This window comes from Rhodospirillales bacterium (assembly GCA_028824295.1).
Taxonomy (GTDB): domain Bacteria; phylum Pseudomonadota; class Alphaproteobacteria; order TMED109; family TMED109; genus VXPW01.
In genome coordinates this window covers 1-20,956 of sequence record JAPPED010000010.1, presented here as the reverse complement: position 1 = coordinate 20,956, position 20,956 = coordinate 1, and the positions used below count along the sequence as shown (strand labels likewise).

23 protein-coding genes are annotated in these 20,956 nt (G+C 66.1%); 15 read left to right on the top strand and 8 right to left on the bottom strand.

Annotation, left to right across the window (positions count from 1 at the left end):
- Positions 1 to 6: 6 nt before the first annotated feature.
- Entirely contained in the window at positions 7 to 1,281 is a 1,275-nt protein-coding gene (locus OXH60_05480) for an ATP-binding protein (protein ID MDE0711570.1), read from the bottom strand.
- A 400-nt stretch (positions 1,282 to 1,681) separates the two neighbouring features.
- On the opposite strand from OXH60_05480, the gene OXH60_05475 reads away from it, so the two are divergent.
- From OXH60_05475 to OXH60_05410, 14 genes are all read left to right on the top strand, one after another.
- The gene (locus tag OXH60_05475; protein ID MDE0711569.1) at positions 1,682 to 2,617 is read left to right on the top strand and encodes a 5'-methylthioadenosine/S-adenosylhomocysteine nucleosidase; all 936 of its coding nucleotides are present in this window, start codon (positions 1,682 to 1,684) and stop codon (positions 2,615 to 2,617) included.
- A gap of 251 nt (positions 2,618 to 2,868) precedes the next feature.
- A complete protein-coding gene (locus tag OXH60_05470; protein MDE0711568.1) occupies positions 2,869 to 3,222 on the top strand; it encodes a hypothetical protein in 354 nt (117 codons plus the stop codon).
- Positions 3,219 to 4,862, top strand: coding sequence for an acyl-CoA synthetase (locus OXH60_05465; GenBank protein ID MDE0711567.1), 1,644 nt, complete (start codon positions 3,219 to 3,221; stop codon positions 4,860 to 4,862). The genes OXH60_05470 and OXH60_05465 overlap by 4 nt, the downstream gene beginning before the upstream one ends.
- Positions 4,863 to 4,881: 19 nt before the next feature.
- Entirely contained in the window at positions 4,882 to 5,658 is a 777-nt protein-coding gene (gene truA, locus OXH60_05460) for a tRNA pseudouridine(38-40) synthase TruA (protein ID MDE0711566.1), read from the top strand.
- 165 nt (positions 5,659 to 5,823) lie between these two features.
- Positions 5,824 to 6,876: a cyclase family protein gene (locus OXH60_05455; GenBank protein MDE0711565.1), complete on the top strand. Its 1,053-nt coding sequence runs from the start codon at positions 5,824 to 5,826 to the stop codon at positions 6,874 to 6,876.
- 98 nt (positions 6,877 to 6,974) lie between these two features.
- A complete protein-coding gene (locus OXH60_05450; GenBank protein MDE0711564.1) occupies positions 6,975 to 7,313 on the top strand; it encodes a hypothetical protein in 339 nt (112 codons plus the stop codon).
- An 81-nt stretch (positions 7,314 to 7,394) separates the two neighbouring features.
- The gene (hisB, locus tag OXH60_05445; GenBank protein ID MDE0711563.1) at positions 7,395 to 8,009 is read left to right on the top strand and encodes an imidazoleglycerol-phosphate dehydratase HisB; all 615 of its coding nucleotides are present in this window, start codon (positions 7,395 to 7,397) and stop codon (positions 8,007 to 8,009) included.
- Between the two features lie 31 nt (positions 8,010 to 8,040).
- Positions 8,041 to 8,679, top strand: coding sequence for an imidazole glycerol phosphate synthase subunit HisH (hisH, locus tag OXH60_05440; GenBank protein ID MDE0711562.1), 639 nt, complete (start codon positions 8,041 to 8,043; stop codon positions 8,677 to 8,679).
- Positions 8,676 to 9,194 carry a GNAT family N-acetyltransferase gene (locus OXH60_05435; GenBank protein ID MDE0711561.1) on the top strand — a complete coding sequence of 173 codons (519 nt, stop codon included), beginning with the start codon at positions 8,676 to 8,678 and terminating at the stop codon, positions 9,192 to 9,194. Before hisH ends, OXH60_05435 begins: the two co-directional genes overlap by 4 nt.
- Positions 9,191 to 9,916 (top strand): 1-(5-phosphoribosyl)-5-[(5-phosphoribosylamino)methylideneamino]imidazole-4-carboxamide isomerase, encoded by a 726-nt coding sequence (gene hisA, locus OXH60_05430; GenBank protein ID MDE0711560.1) that lies wholly within the window; start codon positions 9,191 to 9,193, stop codon positions 9,914 to 9,916. Before OXH60_05435 ends, hisA begins: the two co-directional genes overlap by 4 nt.
- Positions 9,917 to 9,919: 3 nt before the next feature.
- Positions 9,920 to 10,702, top strand: coding sequence for an imidazole glycerol phosphate synthase subunit HisF (gene hisF / locus OXH60_05425; protein ID MDE0711559.1), 783 nt, complete (start codon positions 9,920 to 9,922; stop codon positions 10,700 to 10,702).
- A complete protein-coding gene (gene hisI / locus OXH60_05420; GenBank protein MDE0711558.1) occupies positions 10,699 to 11,070 on the top strand; it encodes a phosphoribosyl-AMP cyclohydrolase in 372 nt (123 codons plus the stop codon). The genes hisF and hisI overlap by 4 nt, the downstream gene beginning before the upstream one ends.
- On the top strand, positions 11,063 to 11,434 hold the full coding sequence (gene hisE, locus OXH60_05415; GenBank protein MDE0711557.1) for a phosphoribosyl-ATP diphosphatase: 372 nt from the start codon (positions 11,063 to 11,065) through the stop codon (positions 11,432 to 11,434). Before hisI ends, hisE begins: the two co-directional genes overlap by 8 nt.
- Positions 11,434 to 11,817, top strand: a complete 384-nt coding sequence (locus OXH60_05410) for an HIT domain-containing protein (protein ID MDE0711556.1) — start codon at positions 11,434 to 11,436, stop codon at positions 11,815 to 11,817. The genes hisE and OXH60_05410 overlap by 1 nt, the downstream gene beginning before the upstream one ends.
- Positions 11,818 to 12,031: 214 nt before the next feature.
- Here OXH60_05410 and OXH60_05405 read toward each other — a convergent pair whose 3' ends face one another.
- From OXH60_05405 to OXH60_05395, 3 genes are all read right to left on the bottom strand, one after another.
- On the bottom strand, positions 12,032 to 13,543 hold the full coding sequence (locus tag OXH60_05405; GenBank protein ID MDE0711555.1) for a hypothetical protein: 1,512 nt from the start codon (positions 13,541 to 13,543) through the stop codon (positions 12,032 to 12,034).
- 500 nt (positions 13,544 to 14,043) lie between these two features.
- Positions 14,044 to 15,000, bottom strand: coding sequence for a glutathione synthase (gene gshB / locus OXH60_05400; GenBank protein MDE0711554.1), 957 nt, complete (start codon positions 14,998 to 15,000; stop codon positions 14,044 to 14,046).
- 37 nt (positions 15,001 to 15,037) lie between these two features.
- Positions 15,038 to 15,670 carry a BON domain-containing protein gene (locus OXH60_05395; protein ID MDE0711553.1) on the bottom strand — a complete coding sequence of 211 codons (633 nt, stop codon included), beginning with the start codon at positions 15,668 to 15,670 and terminating at the stop codon, positions 15,038 to 15,040.
- Positions 15,671 to 16,017: 347 nt separating this feature from the next.
- Between OXH60_05395 and OXH60_05390 the strand changes: the two genes are divergently transcribed.
- Complete coding sequence (locus OXH60_05390; GenBank protein MDE0711552.1) at positions 16,018 to 17,268, top strand: penicillin-binding protein activator; 1,251 nt, start codon at positions 16,018 to 16,020, stop codon at positions 17,266 to 17,268.
- Between the two features lie 2 nt (positions 17,269 to 17,270).
- Here the strand turns inward: OXH60_05390 and hemW are convergent, their stop codons facing one another.
- The 4 genes from hemW to OXH60_05370 all read right to left on the bottom strand — a co-directional run.
- Complete coding sequence (gene hemW, locus OXH60_05385) at positions 17,271 to 18,437, bottom strand: radical SAM family heme chaperone HemW (protein ID MDE0711551.1); 1,167 nt, start codon at positions 18,435 to 18,437, stop codon at positions 17,271 to 17,273.
- Positions 18,422 to 19,033 (bottom strand): RdgB/HAM1 family non-canonical purine NTP pyrophosphatase, encoded by a 612-nt coding sequence (gene rdgB, locus OXH60_05380; GenBank protein MDE0711550.1) that lies wholly within the window; start codon positions 19,031 to 19,033, stop codon positions 18,422 to 18,424. The genes hemW and rdgB overlap by 16 nt, the downstream gene beginning before the upstream one ends.
- Complete coding sequence (gene rph / locus OXH60_05375; GenBank protein MDE0711549.1) at positions 19,030 to 19,764, bottom strand: ribonuclease PH; 735 nt, start codon at positions 19,762 to 19,764, stop codon at positions 19,030 to 19,032. The genes rdgB and rph overlap by 4 nt, the downstream gene beginning before the upstream one ends.
- A gap of 77 nt (positions 19,765 to 19,841) precedes the next feature.
- A partial coding sequence (locus tag OXH60_05370; protein MDE0711548.1) for an RsmB/NOP family class I SAM-dependent RNA methyltransferase occupies positions 19,842 to 20,956 on the bottom strand: 1,115 nt, incomplete at its 5' end.

The following is a 20,956-nucleotide window of genomic DNA, read 5'->3' as shown; positions in this document are numbered from 1 at the left end:
GACGGCTCAGCGTGACCGGGGGCGCCACAACATCCCGACCGGCATCGCGAACATTCTGGCGGATACGCGTTGAACGCGGTCACCGTCGTGCAGGAGGATGCCGCAGGTAAATTGTTGCCCGGCGAGCTTTTCCAGTCGGGCAAGCCCCCGGAAATCTCTGGGACGCACGGTTGCAGCAGCCTTCACCTCGATGCCGACAATGTCACCGGTCGGTCGTTCCGCCACAAAATCGACTTCCATCTGATCCTTGTCCCGGAAGTGGTAAAGGGACGTCGGGGTGTCGGTTAGCGTTGCGACCTTGGCCAGTTCCGCATGCACGAAGCATTCGAGAAGCGGGCCCAAGGCCTGTCGATCCGATGCGAGACGCGCCGCGTCTGCTCGCTGCAGCGCTGCCAGCAGACCCGAATCCAAGAACTGCAGTTTGGGGGTCTTGACCAGCCTCTTCAGGTTGTTTCGGTGCCACGCCCGGATCCGTCGAACCAGGAACATCTGCTCGAGCACCGTGATCCAGCGGGTAACGGTCTTGCTGTCGACTCCGAGCTGCATCCCCAGCTGCGATGCATTCGTCAGCTGCCCCGCGGTCGGCGCCGCCGATTCGATCAGCCGGCTGGTCATCGCCGGCCTCTCAACAGCGGCAATCTCCACCGCATCGCGTTCTGCCAGGGAGCGGACGTATGCGAGCAACCAGCTGCGACGACGCCCAGGATTGCTCCGGGAAAGCGCCTCCGGGAACCCGCCCGAAATGACGCGCTCCACCAGGTCTTCCGTGGGTCCGATCGTGGTAGTGCCAGGGAAATCTCCCGCAAAAGCCCGGTCGAGAAAATCGATCGCCTGGGTGCCGGCGATCTCCGACTGCGCAAACGGCAGGAGTTGCACAATCTCGATTCGGCCTGCCAGTGAATCGGGGGAAAGCGTGCCCCTGAAGAGATCGGCCGATCCGGTGATCAGGTAACGCCCCGGCCTGGGGTCCTCATCAACCGCCTTCTTGATGGCGAGAATGAGGTCGGGAGCACGCTGGACTTCATCGATTACCGCGTACTCGAGACCGCGCATGAAGCCGTCGGGGTCATGGTTGGCAAATCGTCTGTACTGGGCATCATCCAGGGTGATGAAAGAGCGTCCGTCCCTATCAGCGATTCGACGAGCCAGCGTGGTTTTGCCGGATTGGCGCGGACCGACAATGGCCGTGACGCGCGTGTCTGCCAGCGCCCTGATGACCTTGGGTTCAGCGTGCCGCTGTACAAACCCGTCACGCGACAGAACGCTCTTCCCTTTTGCCATGAATTGGCCGTCCAGTTCGGAATGTTATTCCGTCCAATTCGGAATATATAGTCGTCCAATTCGGAATGACAGGCCGTCCGATTCGGAATCCGCTTGTCGAGGCCAGTCCTGTCCAAACAGGCCGCCCCGCCTTATGCGGGGGAAGTCCGCCACAGGCACCGGTCCGGGCAAATCCGAGTTCACCCCCACTGCGACGGACCCGTCCCACGATGATCCGGAGGCCCTGCCTCGACACCGCCAGGGGTGTCGGAACACGTGCTGAGAATCCCATGTGTTATGCATCGCGGTCAGCGGCCACCGCGCGTAGGCTGGATCTCGCCTCGCGAAACCCTCGGGCGTTGCAGGCGCGGCCTGCGGCGGGGGCTCAGGGGATTGGGCGGACGGCCGAACGGGGACAACGATGAACATCTGCAGACTGTGGACCTTGCCCGCCGCGTTGCTCGCCTTCGGCTGGATCGCGGAGGCGACCGCCGTACCCGTGCCGGCGCACGGTGCCCGTGACGATGTCCCCCGCATCGCCGTGGTTTCCGCCTTTGCGCCGGAACTGACGATCCTGAAACACGACTTGGTGGGCACAGAGGTCTACATGGTGAACGGTGTCGAGTTCACCACCGGCCGGCTCGAGGGACGCGATGTCGTCCTGTTTCTGAGCGGCATCAGCATGGTGAACGCGGCGATGACCGCGCAGCTCGCGCTCGACCACTTTGCAATCGAGCGCATCGTGTTTTCGGGCATCGCGGGGGGCGTGGCCCCCGAGTTGGGCATCGGGGACGTGGTGGTCGCCGATCGCTGGGGGCAGTACCTGGAAACCGTCTTCGCCCGTGAGACTGAACACGGGTGGAAGAAGCCTCCCTTCTTCGAATACCCGTTCGGGAATTTCGGAATGATGTTTCCTCGATCGGTGACCGTGCAACGGGCAGGAGCGCCGGCACCGGAGACGAGGTTCTGGTTCCCGGCGGATCCGACCATGCTCGCCGCGGCCCGCGCTGCTGCCGGCAGCGTCACCCTCGAGCACTGCACGTCGGAAACCAACTGCCTGCAGAACCCGCCTGAGATCGTCATTGGCGGTGCCGGGGTATCCGGTGGCGCCTTCATCGACAATGCCGCATTCCGCGACTACACGTTCAATACCTTCCGGGCCCTCGTCCTGGACATGGAAAGCGCGGCCGTGGCGCACGTGGCCTGGGCGAACGAAGTGCCGTTCATCGCCGTCCGCAGCCTGTCCGACCTCGCCGGCGGAAATGCCGAAGGAAACCAGCTCGACATCTTCTTCCGGCTGGCCGCTGACAACGCGACGAGAGTGGTAAGGGCGCTGCTTCAGGCGCTCCCCGAGTAGCGCGGGATCGTCGGACGGACCCGGTCGTGCCGGCTCAGCGCCAAGCCCTGCCACTGTCCGCTTGCTTGCGGCTGCGCTCATTTCGCCGTACGGGCGCCCGGCCCGCTAGCTCCACCGGCAGGGCCAGGCCAAAGCCGATTGCGTCGACCGGTCAGCGCGACATGCTGAACGCCCTGGCTGCCGCGGACGAACGCAATTTGCTGCCGGCAGGCCCCCGATGCCTCCCGTGTTCAGGACTCTTGGAGCGTCCAATGCCTCGCCGCCCAGCTGCCGGTCCCGCCCGAGCGGGCGTTTTGCGGGCTGCAATTGTCCTGTTGGCCGGCTTCGCTATCCCGGTGACGGGTATGGCGGAGTGGCGAACCCTGCAGCGGACGATGTTCTGCCGCGACCATGAAGCCTTCAAGGGCGCCCTCGCCGAAGTCCACGGAGAGGCCCTGGCCTGGTGGGGAGTCAGCGGCGACGGCAAGGCCGTCATGGAATTGTACCGCTCCCCCGAGACCGGCTCGTGGACCTTGCTCCGGGTAGAACACGACGGCACTGCCTGTGCGCTGGGTGGAGGTGAGTCGGGCGCGGACGCGTTCAGCAGTGAGAGGGAGGGACGATGAGCCCGCTGCCACCGGAACATCCCTTCTCGGAGGGCCTGCAGCGCCGGCCCGTCAATCACCAGCCGCTCACGCCAATCCGGTTCCTGCTCCGAAGCGCCGACGTGTTTCCGCAGCGACACGCATGGGTGCACGGCCGCCGGTCCGCCACGTACGAGGAATTCCTGGCGCGGTGCCGCCGCGTCGCATCCTGGTTGCAGGAAACCGGCATTCGGCCGGGCGACACGGTGGCGGTGCTCCTCCCCAACACGCCGGCAATGCTTGAGTGCCACTACTCCGTGCCGATGGCCGGGGCAGTGCTGAACACCATCAACACCCGCCTCGATGCCGTGACGGTCAGGTACATCCTGCAGCACGGCAAGGCGCAGTTGCTGTTTGCCGACACGGAACACCGCGGGCTCGTCGAGGGGGCCATGGAGGGGATCCCGACGAACGACCGCCCAAGCGTGATCTGGGCAGCGGATTCGGAAGGGCCGTCGCCGGAAGTGATCGGCACCGACTACGAAGACATCGCCGGGACCGGCACGCCCAGACACGATGTGCGTATGCCGGAAGACGAATGGGAAGCCATCAGCCTCAACTACACCTCGGGCACGACCGGTCACCCGAAGGGCGTGGTCTATCACCACCGCGGCGCCTACCTCACCGCGATGAACAACCAGCTTGTCTGGGATCTCGGTCACTATCCCGTCTACCTGTGGACCCTGCCGATGTTCCATTGCAACGGCTGGTGTTTCCCCTGGACCATCATTGCCCTGGGCGGCACCCACGTCTGTCTGCGCAGGGTGGAAGGCGATGCCATTCTTGACGCCATCCATGCCCGTGGAGTGACGCATTTCTGCGGTGCCCCCATCGTCCTCGCGACCGTCACGGAGGCGGCCTCGAAGCTCACCGAGCCGCTGCCGCGGACGGTCCGGGTCATGACAGCGGCGGCACCGCCCCCCGCAACCGTGATCGAAGCCATGCAGGCAAAGGGATTTCACATCACGCACGTGTACGGCCTTACCGAAAGCTACGGCCCGGCCGTCGTGTCTGCCTGGCAGGAGGAATGGGCAGACCTAACACCGGCCGAGCAGGCCCGGCTCAAGTCCCGGCAAGGGGTCCGGTATCCCTCCCTCGAGGAACTTCGCGTCATGAATCCCGAAAGCATGGAGCCGGTGCCGCGGGACGGCGCCACGCTGGGTGAGGTCATGATCCGCGGAAACATCGTCATGAAGGGATACCTGCAGAACAAGGAGGCCACTGACGCGGCATTTGCAGGCGAATGGTTTCACACCGGCGATCTCGCGGTGGCGCACCCGGACGGCTATATCGAACTGAAGGACCGCTCGAAGGACATCATCATCTCGGGCGGCGAGAACATTTCGTCGATCGAAGTCGAGAACGCGTTGTACCGACACCCCGGGGTCGCGGCGGTAGCGGTCGTCGCGCGGCCCGACGCCAAGTGGGGCGAAACACCGTGCGCGTTCGTGGAACTCCGGAATGACGCTGACACGGTCACGGAGACGGAGCTCATCGCGTTCTGCAGAAGCCAGCTTGCCCACTTCAAGGCCCCGAAGACCGTGATCTTCGGGGCACTTCCGAAGACTTCGACCGGCAAGATCCAGAAGTTCACGCTGCGCGAACGGGCGCGCTCCCTCTGACCGGCAGTCTGGACATCCGGTGACGCGCTATCGTCTCACCGTGGAATATGACGGTTCCCGATTCCAGGGCTGGCAGCGTCAGGCCACGGGGGTATCGGTTCAGGCAGCCCTGGAGGCCGCAGTCGCCCGTTATTCGGGCGAGGCGCCGACCGTGTTCGGGAGCGGACGTACGGACACCGGTGTCCATGCGCTCGGCCAGGTGGCGCACTTCGACCTCGCGCGCCCGCGACCTCCCGAATCGGTACGCATGGGGCTCAACTTTCACCTCGCCCGGGCTGTCGGCGGCACTGTCGTGGTGCTCGACTGCAACGAAGTGGCACCGGACTTCCACGCCCGGTTCTCCACCGTCGAGCGGCGTTACCTGTATCGGATCCTGACGCGGCCGTCACCGCCGGCATTCGGGCGGGACCATGTCTGGTGGATGCCCCAGGCACTCGACGCGGACGCTATGGCGGCGGCCGCGCGCCCGCTCGTCGGGCTGCACGACTTCACGAGTTACCGGGCGGCAGGCTGCCAGGCGGACACCGCGCTGCGCACGCTCACGGAGCTCGCAGTCGGGCACGCCGGAGCCCATGTCACCGTCCGCGCCCGAGCCCCGTCGTTCCTCTACAAACAGGTGAGGATCATCGTCGGGACGTTGGTCGAGGTGGGGCTCGGGCGTGTCGATATCGGCGCGCCCGCGCGCGCGCTGGCTGCCCGGAGCCGGTCCGCCGCCGGGCCTACGGCACCGGCCCGCGGACTCTATTTCGAGATGGCCGTGTGCGCCGGCGACCAGTCGCCAGTCCCGGAACAGTGATTCGTACTTGCCGACTCTCCCCTGAATCGATGACAATCCATTGCTTTCCGCCTGTACGGCGACGTGATAAGGTTCGCTGTTATGCCTGAAAACATGGTTGCCGGCATCGGCAGCCAGGTTGACAGGCTGCGACCCGAATGGGCGAAACTAAAGAGGGAGAGACAGGTGAAGAAACTTGTCGCATTGACGGCGGTGCTCGCCGTCACAGGATGGGCCGCTTCCGCAACCGCGGAATGTGGTGCCGACAGCTGGGGCGAATGCGCCGGCAAACCGTGGGTTGACGGCGACGTCATGGACACCCCGTTGGGCTCCAAGTGGTGGCCGCACCCCCTCTGGGGCGAGGGTGACGAAGCCGGCTCCACGAACTGGTACACCCAAACCGATGTCGTGATGCGTGCTCTTGCGCAGATCAGCGAAGGCAAGGCGATGAAGATCGGGCACGACTACGTCAGCGGCATGCCGCTGTTCGGAGAGCGGAAATTCTCGCTCCGGATCCCCGGTACGCCGACCGGCGGCGCCTTCGGCGCGAACCAGATCATGTGGAACGACGAGTTCCTGTCCACGGAAATCGGCCAGGTCGGTACCCAGTTTGACGGCCTCGGGCACATCGGCGTTCAGGTCGGCGCGGTCGGCGACAAGACCGAAATGCGTTGGTACAACGGCTTCACCGCACAGCAGATGGGCAACCCGTATGGGCTGAACCACCTCGGCAGCGAAAAGCTCCACCCGATCATCGCGCGCGGCATTCTGATCGACGTCGCAGCCGTCCGCGACGCCCCGATGGAGAAGGGCGACGTGGTGACCATGGCTGACGTCAACGCTGCCCTCGCAGCGCAGGGCATGGCTGACTACGAGCCGATGGCTGGTGACGCCATCCTGATCCGGACCGGATGGGAGCGTCACTGGGAGAACGCGCCCGCATACAACGACGGCTGCCCCGGCATCGGCATGGAAGTCGCCCGCTGGATCGCCGAGACCGTCCAGGCGGGTGTCACCGGCTTTGACACCTGGCCCGGCGACGCGGTCCCGAACCCGGACCCGGCCTGCGCCTTCTGCGTGCACACGTACCTGCAGACGCGGCACGGGATCGTGAACCAGGAGAACCTGAAGCTGTCCGTGCTCGCGGATGCGGGTGTCTACCAGTTCGCGTACTTCTACAGCCCGGTGCCCGTCAAGGGTGCAACGGGCTCGATCGGCTCGCCGGTCGCGATCTGGTAATCACCAAGGACGCGTTTCGGCGCGTCTGATCGGTTGTTGAGACCATGGCCGGCCGGAGTCGGCCATGGTCTCTCTTTCCATGTCTTGGGGAGACGCGCATGCGCACATTCGCCAGCCTCCCGCGAGCGTTTCGCCTGGGAATGCTGATGGCGGTCCTGGGCTCCATTGCTGCGGTCGCGCCGGCACATGCCTTCACGGTTACCAATTCCGATCCGCAGCTCCGGGCAAAGGTGTCCATCGACTACTGGCTCCGGTGGGTCAATGCCGGCCAGAGCGTCGTGTTTCACCCCGAAGCCTTCCCTGTCACGGTCTATGTCCAATACCCTGAAGGTACCCTGACGTGCGAGGCGACGAGCGACTCGGACGTGATCGAGCTGACCAAGGACGAGTGCCTTGTGAACGGGGAACCGGCGGGTCAGACCACGATGCGGTTCTGACGGTCGGGAACCGACAGGACAGGAACCTAAGAGGAGGGCGGACGACGGCGCAGGAAATCGCGCCGGTTCGCGACATGTCGCATGCGCACCGCCAGTGTCGAACGATCAACCGGTGAGACCTCGGTACGGGTCACTGCGTCGCTGGACGGCACCGGCCAGCGCAGCATCGCCACCGGCATCGGCTTTCTCGATCACATGCTGGAGCAGCTCGCCAAACACAGCCTGATCGACCTTGAGATCGCGGCCGATGGCGATTTGCACATCGACGGACATCACACGACGGAAGACACCGGCTACGCGGTTGGCCGGGCGGTAGCCGACGCCCTTGGCGACCGCCGCGGGATCCGCAGGTTCGGCCACGCGCTGATCCCCATGGACGAGACGCTGTCTCGGGTGGTCGTCGACCTGTCCGGGCGTCCCTACCTGGTCTGGAAGGTGGCGTTTACGCAAAATCGGCTGGGCGAAATGGACACTGAGCTGTTTCGGGAATGGTTCCAGGCGTTCACGCAGGCGGCGGGCTGCAATCTGCATGTCGAGAATCTCTACGGGGTGAACAACCACCACGTGATCGAGTCCTGCTTCAAGGGGCTGGCACGCAGCCTGCACGATGCCATACGGGTGAACCCGGCGGCAGCCGACCAGATCCCGTCCACCAAGGGAATCCTTCGGAACGACGCCCAAGCCGGAGCTGCATGAGCCAGGGGCCGCGACGGCGTTGGTGCCAACCATGATCACTGCCATCATCGATTACGGATCGGGAAACCTGCGCTCGGTCGCGAAGGCATTCGAGTACGTCCTGCAGGCGGACGGGCGCGGTGCTGAAGTGGCCGTGACGGGAGAGCCGGCTATCGTCCGGAAGGCGGACCGCATCGTGCTGCCGGGTGTCGGGGCCTTTGCCGATTGCATGCGCGGCCTCCGCCAGATTCCCGGCATGACGGAGGCCCTGCAGCGTCGAGTCATTGACGACGGCATCCCGTTTCTTGGAATCTGCGTCGGCATGCAAATGATGAGTCGGGAAAGCGAAGAGCACGGACGGCACCCGGGTCTGGGCTGGATCCCGGCCCGCGTTGCCCGGATGACATCGGAGCCCGGCTATCGGATCCCCCACATGGGTTGGAACGAACTCCTTGACGTGACCCCTCACCCGGTGTTCGCCGACCTTGAGCCGCACGCGCACGCGTACTTCGTCCACAGCTACGCGGTTCACGCCGATCAGCCGGAGCACGTCGCCGCCCGAACCTGCCACGGCGGGCCCGTCGTGGCGGCGCTCGCACGCGACAACCTGATTGGTACCCAGTTTCACCCGGAGAAGAGCCAAGCCACTGGCTTGCGCATGCTCGCCAATTTCGTCCGGTGGATGCCGTGACCGACACCGCGACCGACATCATCGAGCGGTTCCGCCCGGGGGAACTTGCCGAGCTGTGCGACGCGACCCGCAATGCCCTCGACGACGGCATCGGCTTCGGCTGGGTCTCCATCCCCTCCGACGAGCGGCTGGAATCCTATTGGAAGGGAGTCCTGGTGGTGCCCCACCGAACCCTGATCGTCGGACGGTACCGCGGGGTCGTCTCGGGCTCCGTCCAAGTCGTTCGGCCGGTCACCCGCGACGAGGCGCGAGCGTTCTCGGCTTCGTTCGACACCCACTTCGTTGCGCCCTGGGCGCGGGGGCACGGCTTGGCTGGCGCCCTGCTCGAGCACGCGGAGCAACACGCGGCGGCGGCGGGCTTCAAGCAGATCTGCCTGGATGTGCGAGTGACCCAAGAACGGGCCATTCGGCTATACGAGGCGAATGGATATGAACGTTGGGGGACCCTGCCCGACTACCACCTTGTCGAAGGCAAGATGATCGCTGGGCACTTCTACCGAAAGAAGATTGCGTGAACCTTTATCCCGCGATCGATCTCAAGGACGGAAGGTGCGTACGTCTGGAACGCGGCGACCCGGGCCGCGCGACCGTGTTCGGCGATGACCCGGCGGATCAGGCCCGGCGGTTTGAGGACGCGGGATGTACGTGGCTGCACGTCGTCGATCTGGACGGCGCATTCATGGGTGGGTCGCCGAACACGGAAGCGATCAAGGCGATGTTGGAAGAGACCTCCATGCGGGTCCAGCTCGGGGGGGGGATTCGTACCGCCGCCGCCGCGGCGGCTTGGCTGGAAGCCGGGGTGGAGCGGATCGTGCTCGGAACCATTGCGGTGACCGATCCTGACGTCGCGCGCTCGATCTGTCGGACCCACCCGGGGCGAGTCGCCGTCGCAGCGGACGCGCGGGCCGGCCAGGTCGCCATCGAGGGCTGGGCCCAGACCACCGACGTAGACGTCGAAACGTTTGCCGCCACCGCGTCCGACTTCGGAGCGGCTGCATTGATCCATACCGACATCTCCCGAGACGGCGTACTGCAGGGCGTCAACCTCGCCGAGCTGCACCGCGTCGCCAGAGCGAGCCCCATACCGGTCGTGGCATCAGGTGGTGTCACCACTGTGGGCGACCTGGAGCGGATCAAGGCGTTGGGCGACACCAACATCGAGGGCGTGATCGTGGGTCGCGCGTTCTACGAGGGTCGCCTCGACGTGCAGCGGGCCGCCCGGCTGCTGGCCGCTTGAAGAGTGTTGAAGATCCGGATCATTCCCTGCCTGGACGTGAAGAACGGCCGAGTCGTCAAGGGAACCAACTTCGTCAATCTTCAGGACGCGGGCGACCCCGTGGAGCAAGCGCAGGTCTACAACACCCAGGGCGCTGACGAGCTCTGCTTTCTCGACATCACGGCCTCGCACGAGGATCGCGGCATCCTGCTGGACGTCGTGCGCCGGACTGCGGAACAGTGCTTCGTGCCGATGACGGTGGGCGGCGGCGTTCGGACAATCGACGACATCCGCCGGCTCCTGTTGGCGGGCGCAGACAAGGTCTCGATCAACACCGCAGCCATCCGGGAACCGGAACTCGTGGCCAGGGCTGCAGAAAAGTTCGGGTCCCAGTGCATCGTCGTAGCCATCGACGCCAAGCGCGGCGGCGACGGCTTTGAGATCTTCACGCACGGTGGGCGACGCCCGACCGGTATCGACGCGGTGCAGTGGGCGCGCCGGGTCACCGGCATGGGCGCCGGTGAAATCCTGCTCACCTCCATGGATCGGGACGGTACCCGGGACGGGTTCGACATCGAACTCACCCGCGCGGTCAGCGATGCCGTCGATGTGCCCGTGATTGCCTCCGGCGGGGCTGGTAGCGCCGCCCACCTGGCGGAGGCCGTGCAGGCGGGTGGTGCGAGCGCTGTCCTCGCTGCATCGATCTTCCACTACGGTGACACTGCAATTGCCGATGTCCGGCGCGCACTCAGGGCGGATGGCATTCCTGTGCGGCCGGAGCCGCAAACGGCGAAGGAGCGAGCATGAGTCTGACGGACGTCGTGCGTTTCAACGAGGCCGGGCTCGTCCCGGTCGTCGCTCAGCAACACGACACGGGTGAGGTGCTGATGCTGGCGTGGATGGATCGAGCCGCAATCGATGCCACGCTGGCCACCGGGCGCGTGACGTATTTCTCTCGGAGTCGGCAGGCCGAATGGGTCAAGGGTGAAACTTCCGGACACGTCCAGCGGCTCATGGAGCTCAGGGTGGACTGCGACGGTGACACGTTGCTGGCACTGGTCGACCAGACCGGACCGGCCTGCCACATGGGACGTCGTTCGTGCTTTTTCCGGGCATTTCGAGACGCAGCGGTGACGGACATTCGTCCCGCGGTGGAAGGCAAGGCCGATGGCTGACCAACCCGCGACACTGGCTTCCGCTCTCAATGACCTGTGGACGGTCATCGGCGCACGAGCCCGAACGGCTGACCCCCAGTCCTCGTATACCGCCCGCCTGCTGGCCGGCGGCGTGGAGCGGGTGGCGCAGAAGGTCGGCGAGGAAGCAACGGAGACGGTAATCGCCGGTGTCCGCCGGGACCCGAGCGCGCTCGTGAACGAAAGTGCGGACCTTCTCTACCATCTGCTGGTGCTTTGGCAGGCCGCCGGGGTGGAGCCGGACGCGGTTGCGGTCGAACTCGCCGAGCGCGCGCAGGGATCGATCCATGGCCGGACGGGCCAGCACGGTCAGGAGGAGCGCTCCACAACAGGAGGGGAAGGCTGATGGGCTCGGCGGAGCACCCCTACGACGACAGCAATGTCTTCGCCCGCATCCTTCGAGGGGAACTCCCCTGCGACAAGGTCTTCGAGGACAAACACACGCTGGCGTTTCGGGACATCCAGCCGCAGACGCGAGTCCACATCCTCGTCATCCCGAAAGGACGTTACGTGTCCATGGCCGACTTTTCGGCGCGCGCAACGGGGCCGGAAATCGAGTCCCTGATCCGGACGATCGGCCGGGTCGCGCGCGAGGCAGGCGTCGAGGCCGACGGCTACCGGTTTCTTTCGAACCACGGCGAACACGCCTTCCAGGAGGTGCCGCACTTCCATGTGCACGTGTTCGGAGGCGAGCCGCTCGGCCGGATGATCAAGCCGCCGAGAGGATGAACGCCCTGAACTGATCGCGGGGTTCAGCTCCTGCAGGCGTCTTGGCAGCGGCGATGTCGAGGAAGGGTCCGGCCCCGTCCTCGCGCTCCCACCCGTGGCGCTGCCGAGGCGGGCGGGGACCGAACCCCGTAGCCGGAGCGGTCGCCGGCAAAGCAGATGATGCCGGGTGCGTGCTCCCCTCACGTCGCACCGGCAACGGGATACCCGACGCCGCCTACCGGGTGCGCTCCAGCCCCTGAACAGACCGGGTGCGGTTCGGCGTGCGCGCCAATGCCTTGCCGAACTGCACGGCTGCGGCTTCCATCCGGCCCTGCGCCACCAGGAACTCCCTGTACATCTCGAATGTGGGCTTCATCGGGATCGGCGGACCGAACGGGGCGTTCAGCTCGCCCTCGAGATCGGTCGCTTCGACGAGGAACCCTTCGGCGGCGGCGGTATCGCCTTGCGTCCACGCGATCGCGGCTTCCAGCTGCTTTGCTTCCACCGCAACGATTTTGGCGCGGTAGGCTGTCGAGGGATCGCGCTTGAGGCGCTCGTAGGCACCCCTGATGTTGGCGAGCGCCGTTTCCGCCGCTGCCAGGTTGGCGGTGTGCGCCGCACTCAGACCGGCAGCCAGTTGCACAGCGGAGTGGTTTCGTTCGGCGTCGGTCACGATGTCATGGTCAAATTCTGACCAGCTCTCCCTTTCCAGGGTGTGGCGGGCGAGGATGCTCAACGTGCCGTTTCGCACCCCTGCGGTCGGGAACTGCGCCAACGTTCGAAGTGCCTCGTCGAGCGCCCATTGCGCCCTGTCGTCGTTACCCAGTTGCAGTTGTCCGTAGTGGTACCACCGCAGCGCGTGGAATTCAGAACGGCCGCGCGCGATGTCCTTGCGCTCGATGTGGTCAAGCGCCGCCTCGTAGGAGGCCTCGTTCGAGGCCACAACACCTTCCCACATCCCGAGCTGGACGAAGATGTGCGACGGCATGTGCAGCGCGTGGGGTGCGTCCGGCGCGATCTCGGCGTAGGCCCTCGCTGCGGGCAACGCCAGGATGGCGTGCTCCGGATCGTCAAATGCGTGAATGATGAAATGGGCCGCCCCCGGATGCCGGGGATTGCGCGCGAACACTTCCAGCGCGATGGCACCTGCCCGCATTTGCCGGGCGAATCCTCGGTCACCGGGGCGAACCGTGCCAAGCAGCGAGACCGCGTACAGCGTGGCGATCTCATCATCGTCGGGGAAGTCCTCGTGGAGACGCTGCATCGCCTCGGAATAGGCGATGTCCCTGGAGAGCTTGTCGCCGTCGCCGTAGAGACGTTCCACCGCTTCCATGAGCCCCCGCTCACGACCAGGCGGCAAGGCTTGCGAGCGCAGCTGCGGCGTCGCCCCGTACCTGGCCAGCGTTGCGCGGGCGGCGTCTCCGTCCTGCTCAGCCCAGAGCGGAGCGTTGTAGCTGAGCGCTTCGCCCCAGTAGGCCAGGCCAAAATCCGGGTCGATGGACTGTGCTTCGCGAAAGGCTTCGCGCGCATCCTCGAACTCGAAGCTGTGAAACGCCTTCATTCCAGTGAGGAAGGCCGGTTGCGCCTCAGCTGCACCGGAGTTCGGAAAATCGATGCTGCCCAGGTTCGCGGACAGGCTGTCTGTGGCTGTCGCTACGGGGATGGCCGGATTCAGCACACTCGAACCCACCACGAGACCAGCGACCGACAGGAAAATCCGGATGCACCGGTCATTGGCAATGGTCATGGCATGCCTCCTTCGTTGGCGGTCAGGGCGCTGTCCTCGGCGACTGTTTCGGCCGCTAGTCTAGGCGGCAACTGGAGCCGCTCGGGCAGTCCCAGCACGCCTTCCAACCAGCGCATCTGCATCGGCCGCGCCTGAAGGACGTCAGGGCCGGCGCCGCAGCAGCCATACCACCTGCCACCGAGTACGAATTGCGGACCCGAAACAGAGGCAGCTTTCGGCGCCGTAGCCGCCTTGAACAGTGGCTGGTTCCACGCCGACGGGCCATTCCCCGCGCTCCGGGTGGCGACGTGAAGTCCCCTCACTCGAAACCGACAGCAGCGCGAGAAGCTTGATCCGCAGGCCGTGAGCTGTCCGGTTGTGCGCTGATCACTCGGCCTCGCGCTCGCTCGGCTCATCGATCGTGGTCCGGTCGCCAACGTGTGCTGCCGACGCAGCAAAGCCCCGCCGGACGTCACCAGCATTCGTCAATGACGACGATGCGCGAGCCATCGGCACGTGCCTCAACCCGCGCTCTGTGCCGCCCTTCGGACCGAAACCGCGTCCCAAAAACGGGCTCCGACGCTGATCCCGTCAAACCGCTCGATGGCCGGAATCCCGGTGGGTGACGTCACGTTGATCTCCGTGATTCGTCCCCCGATCACATCGATTCCGGCCAGCAGCAGGCCCCGGCGCCGCAACTCCGGTCCGATTGCGCTGCAGATTTCGCGATCCCGGTCACCGAGCACTGCCGGTCGCGCCGAGCCGCCGGCCACCAGGTTGGACCGGATGTCTCCAGGTTTCGGAATTCGGTCGATTGCGCCGACAGGCTCGCCTTCCACCAGGATGATTCGGCGGTCGCCCTCCTCGGTGACGCTCGGCACGTACTGCTGCACGATGACAGGCTCGGACTCCCCGAGGAGACCCAGCACCGGCTCCAGGTTCGGATCGCCTTCCGACAGGAGGAACACCCCGTTTCCGCCGTGACCGTACAGGGGCTTGACGACCGACCGCCCGAATTCCGCTTGGAACGCGACGACATCTTTCGGACGGCTGGCTACCAGCGTGGGCGGCATCCACTCGGCGAAACGGAGCACGAGGACCTTTTCGGGCGAATCGCGAATGCCCTGCGGGTCGTTCACCACGAGCGTGCTGGCTGGCAAGAGCTCGAGGAGGTGAGTCGTCGTCACGTACCCCATGTCGAACGGCGGGTCCTGACGAATCAGCACGACGTCGAAGTCGGCCAGATCGACAGCCTCCAGCTCCCCTTCGTCGACGTGATTGCCCGGTTCGCGGCGAAGCGCCTTCACCCGCCGTCCCGTGGCCAACAGGCGGCCCGGTCGCCAAGTCAGGGTGTCGGGCTGGTAGGTGAACAGCTCGTGCCCACGCGCCATCGCCTCCAGCGCCAGCACGAACGTACTGTCCGATGGCAGATGGATGGATCCGATCGGATCCATCTGGATGGCCACACGAATGGGCATGAACGTTCCGGCCGGACCGATGCGGCGGCGAGCAGACCTACTCGGCGGGATCAGGCAGGCGGCGCGGATCGTCGCGCAGAATGATGTAACTGACGACCTTCTCGACGCCCTTCACGTTGCGAGCGACATCGGTGACCTGCTGGATCTCAGCCTGGTTCTCGGCGATGCCGACAAGGTACACCACCGCGTCGTGCGTGGTCGTCCAGAAATCGATCTGTCCGGAGCCCAGCGCCGCCACCAGACGGGCACGGATCTCGGTGGAGATCCACGTGTCGTTCATTCGCGTGGTGATCGGATACGCCGGGCCCAATTGGATCTCGTTCAGAACTTCGGCGACCCCTTCGGTCTGCTGTGCTAGTTCCACCGCGGTGGTCCGAAGATCTCTAGTTTCCACTGTTCCGGTGAGCAGGACGCGGCCCTCCACCACCAGCACGTTGACTCTGCTGAAGAGCTCGTCGAACTGGGTTTGAAAGTACGTGCTTAGCAATTCAGATTTGATCGCAAGATCTATTGCGCCGCGCTCGAGCGGACGTTCCTGGGCTGCCGCCATCCCGCCGATTCCGCCCCCGCCCACGACGAGGCCGGCGCACCCTGGCAGCAAGGCCAGGCACACCATGCCGAGAGCGAGATAGAGGATGCGACCACGAAATGTGAGAAGTGCAGGTTGCATGGGGTTTCGGTTCCAACGCAATAGGCGAACGTCCCCATAGAAATAGCCTGCTCTGGAGCCTGCGGAAAGCTCCGAACGAATCCCTCGGGCGATATACTTGCAGCGTGCAAGGCAATCGTTCTCCAGACGGGTCGATCCACGCCATGCGTGCGCCTGCGGACCGTGGGGGATGGCCGCGGCTGGTCAGCCTAGTTCGCGCATGCCTCCGGCAGCTCCCGGCCGACGGGATTCAGGGCTTTGTGCATCGACGCTCCGGACCCGTCGTAGCATCCATGTTGATTCTTGCCGGCTGCGTGGGCGCGTGCGGGCCTTCATCGGACGGCGAGCCCGCGCCGGTCGAACCGGGGGTGAGCTCGGCCGTTCAGGAACTCCCGGAACCGGCTGACGTCGAGGAGGGCAGTGGCGCGCAGGAAGAGCCAATGGCGAGCGCTCACGAGTCGGAGGCCCCGGCACCCGATGCCATCCAAGTGGCGGCCATACCACCTGCTGACGAGGATTCTTCAACGACCTCCACAGGAGCGGGAGCGCCGCCACAGGATGTCGCCCCCGGTCCGATCGCTCGGGACGCAGTGTTGCGGGTCGGGGTACTGCTCCCGCTGTCCGGTGCCTACGCGGCAACCGGACGCGAGTTGTTCCAAGCGGTGGAAATGGCCCTGTTCGAGGTTGACGCCGAGCTTGTCGAGCTGCTCCCCAGGGATACCGCGAGTGACGCAGAGACCGCGCGCACAGCTTTTCTCGAACTGGCTGCCGAAGGAGCGAGCCTCGTCGTCGGCCCCCTCTTTGCATGGACCACCGGGGCGGTGGTCCCGGAAGCGGTGGATCGTGGAATCCCGGTCCTGGCGCTCAGCAACGACATTTCCGTCGCTGACCGCGAAGCATGGATGCTCGGCGTGCACCCGCGGGGAGAGGTACACCGAATTCTCGGGCATGCGATCGAGGAACCGGGTCAGCGGGTCGGCCTGATTGTTCCCGAATCAGAGTACGGCGATGCCGTGGCCGAGGCCTACCAGCTGGCGGTGCCACCCCGGAACCGATCCGGTCTCATTCGCTACAACGACGACAGCGAACCGAGCGACGTCGCGCAGCAGTTCGTCGATACGGTCAGCGGCTCGGCCAACCGGCCCGGTGATGCGATCCTGATTGCCGCCCGCGGGAACGTGCTCAGGGCCATCGCGGCCGAACTGGCCTACCGGGACGTCGCACCGGACCAAGTTCGCTACCTGGGCCTCTCGAGCTGGCGCACCTCGGACCTTCAGGGCGAGCCCGCCCTGGAGGGAGGGCAGTTCGCGGACCTGTCCGAAGAAGCCTTCCGGCAATTCGCGGAACGATTCCGGCGCATCTATGGGACATCGCCGTCGCGCACCGCCGCCCTGGCGTATGACGCATCGGCCGTCGCTGCGAATCTGGCGGGTATCGATCCCGACACCCGGATCGCCAGGCTGAAGACACCGCAGGGATTCCGGGGACTGCTCGGTGCCTTCCGGCTGCTGACCGACGGGGCGGTGGAGCGCGGCCTCAACGTATACGAGGTCAGGCGTGACGGTTACTCGCTGCTGGAGCGCGCTCCGGCCCGGTTTGCGCCGACACCGCAGGGCTGAGCTCAGGCGACGACGTCCCCGATTAAGGCATCCAGGACCCGAATTCCGGCGGGCGTGACCCGGACGCCGTCTCGGTCGGCGTGCATCAGCCCGGCATCCCGTGCCCGACGAAGCGCCTCCGGCCGGAGCGCTTGATCAAGCGCCAGTGCGGTTCGTTCGGTGAACGCAGCGCGGCTGACCCCTTCAACCATGCGCAGACCCATCATCAGCATCTCACGACCTGCTGTCGCAGCCGGGATGCATTCGGCAGTTTCAGTGCCGTGTCCGCACGCTTCAACGGCCCGCAACCAGGCCTCCGGCTTGCGAATCCTGGCGTATCCGCCTACGCCGGACCCGGTCCGCACCCGCCCGTGCGCACCCGGACCGACACCGACATAGTCGCCGTAGCGCCAGTACGTGAGATTGTGCCGGGACTCGGCCCCTGGCCGGGCATGATTCGACACCTCGTAGCGCGGCAGTCCAGCCGCAGCCAAGGTGTCGGAGGTAACGTCGAACAACTCCGCAAGCACCGGTTCTTCCGGGAGGCGCAGTCGACCCGCCGCGGCCAGCGCATGAAACGGTGTGCCCCGCTCGATGGTCAGCTGGTAACAGGAAAGGTGCTCGCCCGCCAGGGTAATGGCGTCGCCGAGTTCCGTCTGCCAGGACGAAGGATCGTGGTCGGGACGCCCGTAAATTAGATCGAACGAGAACCGCGGAAAGGTCGTCCCGGCCGTCTCCACGGCACGCCGGGCTTCGGCTGCCGTGTGGCCCCGGCCCAGCTGCTGCAGCGCGTCGTCGTCCAACGACTGCACACCGATCGAGACACGGTTCACGCCAGCATCGCGGAACGCCTCGAACCGTCCCACCTCGACGGAGTTCGGATTGGCCTCGAGCGTGATCTCGGCAGCTTCCGCCAAGGGCCAGGCGGTCGAGGCGGCCGCCAGCACCCCATGCGTGACCTCCGGGGGCATCAGTGACGGAGTCCCGCCGCCGAAGAACACGCTCACCAGCGTCCCGGGTCCGCTCAGGCGGCGACTGTGCCGGATCTCGGCCTCGTACGCCCGCAGCCAGCGGTCGCCATCCACCCGGTTGCGCGGGACATGCGCATTGAAGTCGCAATAGGGACAGCGCGACCGACAATACGGCCAGTGCACGTAGAGCGCGATGGGCCGGGCTAGGTCTGAAAGCACGCCACGACCAGCTTCCGAAACGCGTCTGACCGGTGACTGCGCCCGGACTTTTCGGCCGGATCCATTTCCCCGAACGTGCGGTCGTCGCCGGCAGGGACAAAGATCGGATCGTAACCGAAGCCGAAGCCACCGCGCGGCGGGAAGACCAGCCCTCCCTCGACGATTCCCTCGACTGTTCGGGTCACCCCGTCCGGCCAAGCGAGGGCGAGGGCGCAGTGGAACGCCGCGCGGCGGTCCGGGTTCCCCCGGAGGCGCTCGTCCAGCAGTGCCATGGCCTCGGAAAACCCGCCTGCCTCCTCGGCCCACCGCGCCGAATGGATTCCCGGTGCGCCATCCAGCGCCGCCACGGCGAGGCCGCTGTCATCCGCGAGCGCGGGCAGGCCTGCGGCCGCGGCGGCCGCCTCGGCCTTGATGATCGCATTCGCCACGAACGTCGCGCCCGTTTCATCGGGCAGCACATCGGTGAACTCTCCGAGCCGGCGGACGTCCACCTCGAACGGAGCGAGCAGATCGGCGATCTCGACCGCCTTGCCGGGATTTCCCGTGGCGACGACGAGGCTCCCGCCCGACCATCGGCGCGGTGCCCCCGGCTTCACGTTCCAAGTGCGGCGCGTTGCGCCGCGAACAGTTCTTCCGCTCCCCCGCGCGCGAATTCGAGCATCGTCTGGAACGCCTCCATGCTGAACGGCGCCTCCTCGGCAGTTCCCTGAACCTCGACGATGCCGCCGTCGGCGGAGAACACGAAGTTCGCATCCGCGTCGGCGTGCTGGTCTTCTGCGTAATCGAGATCGAGCACCACCCGATCCTTCCAGATGCCCGCGCTGACGGCGGCGACCTGGCCGGTCAGCGGCGCCACCCCTTCCTCCAGGCGATCCCCGAGGGCAGCGATCGCCTGGCGCAACGCCACCCAGCCCCCTGTCACCGCAGCCGTGCGGGTGCCGCCGTCGGCTTGCACGACATCGCAGTCGATCCGGATCTGCCGTGGCCCTAGAGCCGTGAGGTCGACGACGGCGCGAAGACTCCTGCCGATCAACCGCTGGATTTCCTGCGTCCGGCCGGTCTGCCTGCCCCGTGCCGCCTCGCGGTCGGTGCGCGTCAACGTGGAACGCGGGAGCATGCCGTACTCGGCGGTCACCCAGCCCCGATTCAGACCCCGCAGCCACGGCGGCACCCGCTCCTCCACCGACGCGGTGCACAGGACGTGCGTATCCCCGAATTTCGCCAGGCAGGAACCTTCCGCGTACTTGGACACACCGGGCTCCAGCACGATCGGACGCAAGGCGTCGGCAGCGCGACCCGAGGGACGGGAAACCGGACAAGTGGACAAGGGCACCTCGCAGAACGCGCTCGTGGCCGACCAGATCGCAATCGTACTCGAATTAGGAGCGGATTCTGCCGGGTCCATCATTCTCGGCGGCGAATGCGAGCGGCGAAGAACCCGTCCACGCCTCCAACGTCTGCCAGGTGGCAGGGCAGCGTCCGCAGGTACCCGTCGTCTGTCACGAACGTGTCCGGAAGACCTTCGGTCGCGGCATCGACCGCCACCTGCTCAGCAGCCTGGTTGCGGCTAAGGAGGCCCTGCACGCGGTTTTCGCCCTCCTCGCGTTCCAGCGAGCACACGGTATAGACCACCAGCCCGCCCGGACGAACCAGCTGGAGGGCACGGTCGAGCAACCTGTCCTGCAACGGATTGAGGGCCCGGAAGTCGCCGGCCGTGCGTTGCCAGAGAATGTCCGGCCGGCGACGGATCGTGCCGGTGGCTGTACACGGTGCGTCGACGAGCACCGCGTCGAAACTACGTCCGCTCTCCCAGCCGGTCGCGTCCGCGACCACCGCTTCAGCTGCCAGCCGGGTGCGAGCGAGGTTGGCCGCCAGGCGCCGCATCCTCGATTCGGAGACGTCCACCGCGGTCACCCGGGCCCCACGCGCGGCCATCTGCAGGGTCTTGCCGCCCGGCGCAGCACACAGATCGGCAACGTGCCGCCCGTCGATGTCCCCCAGCAGGCGGACGGGAAGCTGCGCTGCCGCGTCCTGCACCCACCACGCGCCCTCACGGAACCCGGCCAGTGCGGCGACATCACCGGACGCCTTCACCCGGATGCCGCCGTCCAGCACCACGGTTCCATCGAGCTTCGCAGCCCAGGCTTCCGGGTCCGTCTTCGCGCACACATCGAGGACGGGTTCCCGCAGGTGCGCATCGGCGATTTGGGCAGTCGTCGCCGGCCCGTAGGCGCGCAGCCACGACTGCCACAGCCAGTCCGGAGTGTTCAGACGCCCGGCATCCTGGTCCTGGCAGATCGTCGCGCCGCGGTCGGCGATGCCGCGCAGGACGGCGTTGACGAGTCCGCGCCACGACCGGCCCGGCCCGCGGATCAACAGCTCCATCGAGGTGGATACCGCAGCGTAGGCAGGAACCCGAAGAAACAGCAGCTGGGCGGCCCCGATCAGGAGCAGCAGCCAGGCATGCCGGGCGGCAGGCGGAAGCGGACGTTCCAGAAATTCTGCGATGGTGGCGTCGA

Coding starts and splice junctions, on each gene's coding strand:
- hisI (MDE0711558.1), top strand. CDS start 10,699: ATGAGTCTGACGGACGTCGTGCGTTTCAACGAGGCCGGGCTCGTCCCG.
- hisE (MDE0711557.1), top strand. CDS start 11,063: ATGGCTGACCAACCCGCGACACTGGCTTCCGCTCTCAATGACCTGTGG.
- gshB (MDE0711554.1), bottom strand. CDS start 15,000: ATGCCCATTCGTGTGGCCATCCAGATGGATCCGATCGGATCCATCCAT.
- hisB (MDE0711563.1), top strand. CDS start 7,395: ATGCGCACCGCCAGTGTCGAACGATCAACCGGTGAGACCTCGGTACGG.
- OXH60_05395 (MDE0711553.1), bottom strand. CDS start 15,670: ATGCAACCTGCACTTCTCACATTTCGTGGTCGCATCCTCTATCTCGCT.
- OXH60_05450 (MDE0711564.1), top strand. CDS start 6,975: ATGCGCACATTCGCCAGCCTCCCGCGAGCGTTTCGCCTGGGAATGCTG.
- OXH60_05480 (MDE0711570.1), bottom strand. CDS start 1,281: ATGGCAAAAGGGAAGAGCGTTCTGTCGCGTGACGGGTTTGTACAGCGG.
- OXH60_05405 (MDE0711555.1), bottom strand. CDS start 13,543: ATGACCATTGCCAATGACCGGTGCATCCGGATTTTCCTGTCGGTCGCT.
- hisH (MDE0711562.1), top strand. CDS start 8,041: ATGATCACTGCCATCATCGATTACGGATCGGGAAACCTGCGCTCGGTC.
- OXH60_05410 (MDE0711556.1), top strand. CDS start 11,434: ATGGGCTCGGCGGAGCACCCCTACGACGACAGCAATGTCTTCGCCCGC.
- OXH60_05470 (MDE0711568.1), top strand. CDS start 2,869: ATGCCTCGCCGCCCAGCTGCCGGTCCCGCCCGAGCGGGCGTTTTGCGG.
- OXH60_05475 (MDE0711569.1), top strand. CDS start 1,682: ATGAACATCTGCAGACTGTGGACCTTGCCCGCCGCGTTGCTCGCCTTC.
- OXH60_05465 (MDE0711567.1), top strand. CDS start 3,219: ATGAGCCCGCTGCCACCGGAACATCCCTTCTCGGAGGGCCTGCAGCGC.